Source organism: Streptomyces sp. NPDC033165, assembly GCF_055577965.1.
This window is the reverse complement of the sequence record NZ_JBVIPK010000013.1, coordinates 183,142-190,729: the sequence shown is the minus strand read 5'-3', so window position 1 is coordinate 190,729 and position 7,588 is coordinate 183,142. Positions and strand designations below refer to the sequence as shown.

Below are 7,588 nucleotides of genomic sequence, written 5' to 3'. Positions count from 1 at the left end.
GGCACCGTCACCACCGGCCGCATGACCCTCCACACCACCCACACCACCAAAAACACCACCGAACACGAAGCCCTACGACTCGCCGGAGCACTGGAAAACGCCTCCGAACACCCCATCGCCCAAGCCGTCGCCACCGCAGCCACCGACACCACCGGCCCCCTCCCCACCCCCGACGACTTCACCAACATCCCCGGCCTCGGCGTCCAGGGCATCGTCGAAGGCCACGCCGTCCTCGTCGGACGCGAACAACTCCTGACCGAGTGGGAGATCCGCCTGCCCTCCCACCTGGCCGAGGCGAAGAAGGCCGCCGAGGCCGCGGGGCGCACCGCGATCACCGTCGCCTGGGACGGGGAGGCACGGGCGGTGCTGGAGGTGGCCGACGCGGTGAAGGACACCAGCGCCGAGGCCGTCCGCCGCCTCCGCGCGCTCGGCCTGACCCCGATCCTCCTCACCGGTGACAACCGGGCCGTGGCGGAGACGGTCGCGGCCGAGGTCGGCATCGAGGAGGTGTACGCGGAGGTCATGCCCCAGGACAAGGTCGACGTGGTCAAGCGCCTTCAGGCCGAGGGCCGTTCGGTCGCGATGGTCGGGGACGGCGTCAACGACGCGGCCGCCCTCGCCCAGGCCGACCTCGGCCTCGCCATGGGCACCGGCACCGACGCCGCCATCGAGGCGGGGGACCTCACCCTCGTCCGCGGCGACCTCAACGCCGCCGCCGACGCCATCCGCCTGTCCCGCCGCACCCTCTCCACCATCCGCACCAACCTGTTCTGGGCCTTCGCCTACAACGTGGCAGCCCTTCCGCTGGCCGCCGCCGGACTCCTCAACCCGATGATCGCCGGAGCCGCGATGGCCTTCTCGTCCGTCTTCGTGGTCGGCAACTCCCTGCGGCTGCGCACCTTCAAGGCGGGGTGAGGCCCCTTGTCCGAGCGGCGGGCCCGGGAATCCTTCCGGTCCCGCCGCTCAGGCGCGTACGAAACGCAGCCCGGTCCCCGGCACCGCCTGGGCCGCCGCTGCGAGGGCCGGTTCGGGGACGACTCCGAGGACCGGGTAACCGCCGGTCGTCGGGTGGTCGTTGAGGAAGACGACGGGCCTGCCGTCCGGCGGCACCTGGACGGCGCCCAGGACCATGCCCTCGCTGGGCAGTTCGCCCGCCGCACCCGTACGGGACCGTTCCAGCGCGGGCCCCTCCGTGCGCAGCCCGATGCGGTTGCTGTGGGGCGAGACCCGGTAGGCGGCGGTGAGGAGGGTACGGAGCGCGGCTTCGGTGAACCAGGCGTGGCGGGGTCCGGGGTGGACCGGCAGGACGAGTTCGGCGGGCGCGCCCGGCCAGGGGACGGGACCGGCCGGCGGCGGACCGCACTCGGCCGGATCGCCCAGCGGCAGCGCGTCGCCCTCGCGCAGGGGAGGCGGCCCGAGCCCCGAGAGGAGGTCCGCCGAACGGCTGCCCAGCACCGCTTCCGGCTCCAGGCCACCCGCGAACGCCAGATAGCCGCGGAGTCCGCAGGCGGCGGGGCCCGCGTCCAGCACCGCTCCCGCCGGTACGCGCACCGGAGCACCCCACGCCACCGGCCGCCCGTCGACCGTCACCCGGCAGCCCGCACCGCCGACGACGGCCACCACGGGCGCGTCCGGGCGGACCGCGCAGCCGGTGAGCGTGGTCTCCAGGACGGCGGCGCCCGGTGGGTTGCCCACCAGCCGGTTGGCCAGCCGGGCGGCGGGCCCGTCCAGTGCTCCGGCCCGCCCGACCCCGAGGTGGGCGTAGCCGGGACGGCCCGCGTCCTGCACGGTGGTGAGCGCTCCGGCCCGGACGACGTGGAGGCGGGGGGCGGGGCTCACGCGTGCTCCCCGGCCGCGCCCGACCGGGGCGGGGGGAGCGCGCCGGAGACCCCGCCGTCCGCCCCCGCCGCCACGGCCACGAACCGCACCGGGGTCCCCGGTGCCAGCAGGGCCGCCGGTTCCCGGGCCGGGTCCCACAGGACGCCCGGGTCCGGCATCCGCCCGACGATCTGCCAGCCGCCGGGCGACGGACGCGGGTACACCCCGGTGTAGGGCCCGGCGAGGGCCACCGCTCCGGCCGGGACCCGGGTGCGCGGGCTCGTACGCCGGGGTACGTGCAGGTGCTCGGGCAGCCCGGTGAGGTAGCCGAACCCCGGCGCGAACCCGCAGAACGCCACCCTGAACGCGGTACGGGAGTGGCGGGCGGCCACCTCGGCGGCCCCGACGCCCCAGAGCGCGGCGACCTCGTCGAGATCGGGGCCGTCGTAGACCACGGGGATCTCCACCGGGTCCCGCGCCTCGCGGAGCAGCGGCGGCACCCGCCAGGAGGCGAGCTCCCGGGCGAACCGGTCCCGGGCCCCCGGCGCACGGTCCGCGATCCCGTCGAGCAGGACCGTACGGGCGGCCGGGACGATCTCGCGTACGGCGGGGAGTGCACCGCGCTCACGGCGGCGCAGCAGCTCGGCGTGGAAGGCCTCCGCGTGCTCGCCGTCGGCCAGTTCGACGAGCAGCGCGTACGGGCCGGCGGGCAGAACACGGACCGGCGCGGCACCGGGCGGCACATGCCCGCTCGCAGGCACGGCACCGGGCACACGCACGCCCCCGGACACGGCGCCGGGCGGCACACGCACGTCCTCGGCGCCGGGGCCGCCGCCGCGCCCCCTCACACGAACGCCCGTACCACGACGCCCGCTTCCTCCAGTGCGGATCGCACCCGGCGGGCGAGGGCGGCCGCGCCCGGGGTGTCCCCGTGGACGCAGATCGAACGGGCCGCGACCGGTATCCGGCTGCCGTCCACCCCGGTCACCGCCCGGTCGACGGCCATGCCGACGCTCCGGCGTACGACGGCGTCCGCGTCGTGCACCACCGCGCCCGGTTCGCCGCGCGGGACCAGGGTGCCCTGCGGGGTGTACGCGCGGTCGGCGAACGCCTCCTCGACGGCGGGGAGTCCGGCGGCCGCCGCGTGGGCGAGGAGGCGGGAGCCGGGCAGCCCGAGGACGGCCGGGGTCCCGCCTGCCAGCCGGATGCCCGCGACGACGGCGGCGGCCTGGTCCTCGTCCCGGACCACTCGGTTGTAGAGGGCGCCGTGCGGTTTGACGTACGAGACGGTGGAGCCCGCGGCCTCGGCGAAGACCCGCAACGCGCCTATCTGGTAAGCGATCTCGGCGGTCAGCTCGGCGGACGGCACGTCCATCGAGCGGCGGCCGAACCCGGCCAGGTCCCGGTAGGAGACCTGCGCCCCGATCCGTACGCCGTTCGCCGCCGCCGTGTCGCAGACCCGCCGCATGACGGAGGCGTCGCCCGCGTGGAAGCCGCAGGCGACGTTGGCGCTCGTGACGCAGGCGAGGAGCGCGTCGTCGTCGGTGAGGGTCCAGTTGCCGAAACCCTCGCCGAGGTCCGCGTTGAGATCCATCATCATCACGGGCGCACGGTAATGACCGCGGCACGGGGCGACAAGAGCCGGTCCGGAAGGTGGAAGGCCCGCCGGAGCCGGCGGACCCGTTGGTCCTAAGGTCGTCCCATGACGGACAGCCCACGCCCGCACGACACCGCGGGAACGCCCGACACCGCCGCCCTCCGCGACCGCTGGCGCGACACGCTCCTCGCCGCGCGGTCCGGCACGGACGGCCCCGATCCGCTGCCGTACGCCGAGCGTCTCCTCGCCCGCTGGGCCGAACCGCAGCGCCGCTACCACACGACCGACCACCTGATCACGGTCCTGGACCGGATCGACGCCCTGGCCGGGCACTGCGACGACGTGCACGCGGTACGCCTCGCCGCCTGGTTCCACGACGCGGTCTACCGGCCCGACCGCACGGAGAACGAGGAGCGCAGCGCCGCCCTCGCCGAGCGCGCGCTGCCCGAGGCGGGGGTGCCGGACGCGGTGACGGCGGAGGTCGCCCGGCTGGTCCGCCTCACCGTCACGCACGACCCGGCGGACGGCGACCGCAACGGCGAAGTGCTGTGCGACGCCGACCTCGCGATCCTGGCGGGCGGCCCGCAGGAGTACGGCGCGTACGCGGCCCGGGTCCGCGAGGAGTACGGCTTCGTCCCGGACGAGGCGTTCCGGGAGGGCCGGGCGGCGGTGCTGCGCCAGCTCCTGGACCTGCCCCGGCTGTTCCGTACGCCGCACGGGGCGGCCCGGTGGGAGGCGCGGGCGCGGCACAACCTGGCGACGGAGCTGGAGCTGCTGGAGTCCTCCGGCCCCGAGTGACCGGCCCCCGGCGGCCCGCGAATGTTCCGGTTCGTTCACGGTGTCGTCCCGGTCGGGCCCTGGACCGGCCAGTGACACCGGACGACGGCTAACGTCTCGCATCGCAGATGCACACACTCTGCAAAGCGTCACGCACACGTTTCACCCATAAGAACTCCACGGGGGTACAGCGACATGTCCAAGGGATACGGCACGACGTTCGGCAGATCCTCCCGGCGGCGCATACTGCGACTGGCCGGGGGCGGGCTCACTATGGCGGTGCTCGGAGCCGGCCTGACCGGCTGCGAGGACGAACCGGCGACGGGCGGCGGGAGCAGCACCCCGCCGCGCAGCGCCGCTCCCGAGGACGGCAAGGCCCCCGACGACGGGCAGGCCCCCGAGCCGCTGTGGACGAGGACGACGTCCGCCAAGACCTACGGGGACAACGACGAGCTGGTCGCCGTGGACGGCGTGGTGATCGCGAGCGGTGACCCGCTGGCCGCCCTCGACGGGGCGACGGGCGCGGAGCGGTGGTCGCTGGAGGACGGCGCGATCCCCGGTGCGCCGCTGCTCCTCGGCGGTGACGGCGGCGGCACGCTGTATCTGGCCGGCGGCACGTACGACGGCAGCGTCGTCGGGTACGACCCGGCCTCCGGCAAGGAGACCTGGCGCAGCCACCTGGGCAAGGAGTACCGGCAGCCGAGGCCCGTCGCCGTGGACGGCGAGCAGGTGTACGTCATCGCCGAAATCCTTGAGGCCGACGGATCGTCCCGCACCAACGTGATCGCCGCGCTGAACAGTGCCACGGGCAAGCTCGCCTGGAAGGAGCAGCGCGACCTCGGCACCCAGCAGAACGGTGTGCACGCCGCCGTACAGGGCCGCTACCTCGTCTACACCGACTTCAAGAAGAACCTCACGGTGCGCGACACCGCCACCGGCAAGCAGGTGTGGACGCAGAAGACGACGAAGACGAGCTACGGGCCCTTCACCGTCCACCAGGACCTGGTGATCGTCCCGCAGGGGGAACGGCTCCAGGCCTTCGCCCTGTCCGACGGGTCCCAGAAGTGGTCGCTCCAGGCCGAACGGTTCGCGGCCTTCAGCGAACCGGCCGTGCTGGACGACGTCCTCCACATCGCGGACAGCGGCCGGACGCTGTGGGCCGTCGATCCGCGTACCGGCAAGAAGCTCTGGCAGTCCAAGGACCTCGCGGGCACCGGCGCCCCCGTCCCCCGGCAGTTCGTCAGGGCGGGCGGCACCCTCTACGGGGCCACCGACCTCGACAAGCGGGGCGGCATCCACGCCTTCGACGCGAAGACCGGCGCCCTGCGCTGGACGTTCAACGACGAGTCCGGCGACCACCACGCCTGGCTGGTGGCCACCGACGGCAAGCACGTCTTCGCGCTGCACGGCAAGAAGCTGCACGCGCTGCCCGCGTAACGCGCACACGGTCCACCCACCGGGAAAGCCGGGAATGCGAGGGCGTCCCGCGGCGTTGGGACGAGTCATGCCCGACTCACCCCAGCGCCGCGCTCCCATGCCTCTGGCCGTATACATTCTCGGCCTCTCTGTCTTCGCCCTCGGCACCAGCGAGTTCATGCTGTCGGGTCTGCTGCCGCCGATCGCGGACGACATGAACGTGTCGATCCCACAGGCCGGGCTCCTCATATCCGCGTTCGCGATCGGCATGGTGGTCGGCGCCCCGCTGCTCGCCGTCGCCACACTCCGGCTGCCGCGCCGCACGACGCTCATCGCGCTGATCTCGGTGTTCGGCCTCGGCCAGATCGCCGGTGCACTGGCCCCGACGTACGAGGTCCTCTTCGCCTCCCGCGTGGTGAGCGCGCTCGCCTGTGCGGGCTTCTGGGCGGTCGGGGCGGCCGTGGCCATCGCCATGGTGCCGGTGAACTCGCGGGCGCGGGCGATGGCCGTGATGATCGGCGGGCTGTCGATCGCCAACGTGCTGGGCGTGCCGATGGGGGCCTTCCTCGGCGAGCACCTGGGCTGGCGCTCCGCGTTCTGGGCGGTGGGCGCGGCCTCCGCGGTGGCCCTGCTCGGCGTGATCACGCGCATCCCGCGCATCCCGCTGCCGGAGAAGAAGCCCGAGCTGAAGCAGGAGCTGGCGATCTACCGGGACCGGCAGGTCTGGCTGGCGATCGTGATCACCGCGCTGGCCGCGGGCGGCGTGTTCTGCGCGTTCAGCTATCTGGCACCGCTGCTCACGGACGTGGCGGGCCTGGACTCGGGCTGGGTGCCGTGGATTCTGGGTCTCTTCGGGGTCGGCGCGCTGATCGGTACGACGATCGGCGGCCGGGTCGCGGACGCGCACCTCTTCGGGGTGCTGCTGAGCGGCATCACGGCGTCCACGGTCTTCCTGGCGGCGCTGGCCCTGTTCGCCTCCAGCCAGGTCGCCGTCATCGCGCTGGCGTTCCTGCTGGGCCTCTCCGCCTTCTTCACCGCCCCCGCGCTGAACGCCCGGATGTTCAACGTGGCCGGGGCCGCCCCGACGCTGGCCGGGGCCACGACGACGGCCGCGTTCAACCTGGGCAACACGAGCGGCCCGTGGCTCGGCGGCACGGTGATCGACCTGGACTTCGGCTTCGCGTCCACGGCCTGGGCGGGCGCGGCGATGACGGTCCTGGCCCTGGCGGCGGTGGCGGTGGCGCTGCGCCTCCAGCGCGGCGGGGACGGCCGGGGCGGCAGCGGCTCGCGCTCGCGGCTGATCGCGAGGAGCGCGGCGGCCTCCGGGGCCTCGGCCGACCCTAGGGTCCCGGCCGGCCCTTCGGCCTCCGGAGCCCCGCGGCCGTGAGCCGCCGCACCAGCTCCTTCGAACCGACCTCCCGCGCCCCGGCCCGCACCGCGTCCGCGTAGTGCGCCTCCGGTACGTCGTAGTGGTCGCGCTCGAAGGCGCGGGGCGGGCAGCCGATGGCGGCGGCGAAGGCGTGGAGCTCCTCGAACGACGTGTCGCTGACCAGGTGCGACCAGAGGCGGCCGTGTCCGGGCCAGGTGGGCGGGTCGATGTAGAGGGTCACCGCCGCAGCGCCTCGCCCAGCGCCCCCACCGGTGCGACGGCCACGGCCGCCTTGGTGCACACCCAGTGCGGGTCGGGGCCGAGCTCCGGCTCCACGTCCAGGGCGTGCGGTTCGTCCCCGTCGCACGCGGGGCACAGCGGCCACCGCCCGTACCGCTCCAGCAGGGCGTCCTGTACGTCCTGGGCGACCAGCCCGGCCACGAACTCCGCGCCCTCCGGCCACTGCTCCACCCACCACCGCCGGTGCGTCACGGCGTCCTCGACCAGCGAGACGATGTCCGCCTCGGCGACGTCGCCCGCGGCGAGGTCGGCCATGACGAGCGCGCGGGCGGTGTGCAGTGCCTGCTCCAGGGGGTTCAGCTCCATGCCCA

The 7,588-nt window shown here is 74.5% G+C and carries 9 protein-coding genes; 4 read left to right on the top strand and 5 right to left on the bottom strand.

The window, feature by feature from the left end; genetic code table 11:
* A partial coding sequence (locus tag ACZ5WC_RS26860) for an HAD-IC family P-type ATPase (protein ID WP_468543195.1) occupies window positions 1-915 on the top strand: 915 nt, incomplete at its 5' end.
* A 48-nt stretch (window positions 916-963) separates the two neighbouring features.
* Here the strand turns inward: ACZ5WC_RS26860 and ACZ5WC_RS26855 are convergent.
* The 3 genes from ACZ5WC_RS26855 to ACZ5WC_RS26845 all read right to left on the bottom strand — a co-directional run bounded on the left by ACZ5WC_RS26855 (window position 964) and on the right by ACZ5WC_RS26845 (window position 3,412).
* Window positions 964-1,839: a 5-oxoprolinase subunit C family protein gene (locus ACZ5WC_RS26855; protein WP_468543194.1), complete on the bottom strand. Its 876-nt coding sequence runs from the start codon at window positions 1,837-1,839 to the stop codon at window positions 964-966.
* A complete protein-coding gene (locus ACZ5WC_RS26850) occupies window positions 1,836-2,579 on the bottom strand; it encodes a 5-oxoprolinase subunit B family protein (protein WP_468543193.1) in 744 nt (247 codons plus the stop codon). The genes ACZ5WC_RS26855 and ACZ5WC_RS26850 overlap by 4 nt, the downstream gene beginning before the upstream one ends.
* Before the next feature lie 83 nt (window positions 2,580-2,662).
* The gene (locus ACZ5WC_RS26845; protein WP_468543207.1) at window positions 2,663-3,412 is read right to left on the bottom strand and encodes a LamB/YcsF family protein; all 750 of its coding nucleotides are present in this window, start codon (window positions 3,410-3,412) and stop codon (window positions 2,663-2,665) included.
* A gap of 108 nt (window positions 3,413-3,520) precedes the next feature.
* On the opposite strand from ACZ5WC_RS26845, the gene ACZ5WC_RS26840 reads away from it, so the two are divergent.
* The 3 genes from ACZ5WC_RS26840 (at window position 3,521) to ACZ5WC_RS26830 (ending at window position 6,995) form a co-directional block, all read left to right on the top strand.
* On the top strand, window positions 3,521-4,213 hold the full coding sequence (locus tag ACZ5WC_RS26840; RefSeq protein WP_468543192.1) for an HD domain-containing protein: 693 nt from the start codon (window positions 3,521-3,523) through the stop codon (window positions 4,211-4,213).
* Window positions 4,214-4,387: 174 nt separating this feature from the next.
* Window positions 4,388-5,629 (top strand): PQQ-binding-like beta-propeller repeat protein, encoded by a 1,242-nt coding sequence (locus ACZ5WC_RS26835; protein ID WP_468543191.1) that lies wholly within the window; start codon window positions 4,388-4,390, stop codon window positions 5,627-5,629.
* Window positions 5,630-5,726: 97 nt separating this feature from the next.
* The gene (locus tag ACZ5WC_RS26830) at window positions 5,727-6,995 is read left to right on the top strand and encodes a Cmx/CmrA family chloramphenicol efflux MFS transporter (protein WP_468543206.1); all 1,269 of its coding nucleotides are present in this window, start codon (window positions 5,727-5,729) and stop codon (window positions 6,993-6,995) included.
* On the opposite strand, the gene ACZ5WC_RS26825 is transcribed toward ACZ5WC_RS26830, so the two are convergent.
* Together ACZ5WC_RS26825 and ACZ5WC_RS26820 are read right to left on the bottom strand one after the other, a co-directional pair.
* Window positions 6,949-7,218 (bottom strand): DUF4031 domain-containing protein, encoded by a 270-nt coding sequence (locus ACZ5WC_RS26825; RefSeq protein ID WP_468543190.1) that lies wholly within the window; start codon window positions 7,216-7,218, stop codon window positions 6,949-6,951. The genes ACZ5WC_RS26830 and ACZ5WC_RS26825 overlap by 47 nt on opposite strands.
* Window positions 7,215-7,583 (bottom strand): hypothetical protein, encoded by a 369-nt coding sequence (locus ACZ5WC_RS26820; protein ID WP_468543189.1) that lies wholly within the window; start codon window positions 7,581-7,583, stop codon window positions 7,215-7,217. The genes ACZ5WC_RS26825 and ACZ5WC_RS26820 overlap by 4 nt, the downstream gene beginning before the upstream one ends.
* Window positions 7,584-7,588 lie beyond the last annotated feature (5 nt).

Coding starts and splice junctions, on each gene's coding strand:
- ACZ5WC_RS26845 (WP_468543207.1), bottom strand. CDS start 3,412: ATGGATCTCAACGCGGACCTCGGCGAGGGTTTCGGCAACTGGACCCTC.
- ACZ5WC_RS26840 (WP_468543192.1), top strand. CDS start 3,521: ATGACGGACAGCCCACGCCCGCACGACACCGCGGGAACGCCCGACACC.
- ACZ5WC_RS26835 (WP_468543191.1), top strand. CDS start 4,388: ATGTCCAAGGGATACGGCACGACGTTCGGCAGATCCTCCCGGCGGCGC.
- ACZ5WC_RS26830 (WP_468543206.1), top strand. CDS start 5,727: ATGCCTCTGGCCGTATACATTCTCGGCCTCTCTGTCTTCGCCCTCGGC.
- ACZ5WC_RS26820 (WP_468543189.1), bottom strand. CDS start 7,583: ATGGAGCTGAACCCCCTGGAGCAGGCACTGCACACCGCCCGCGCGCTC.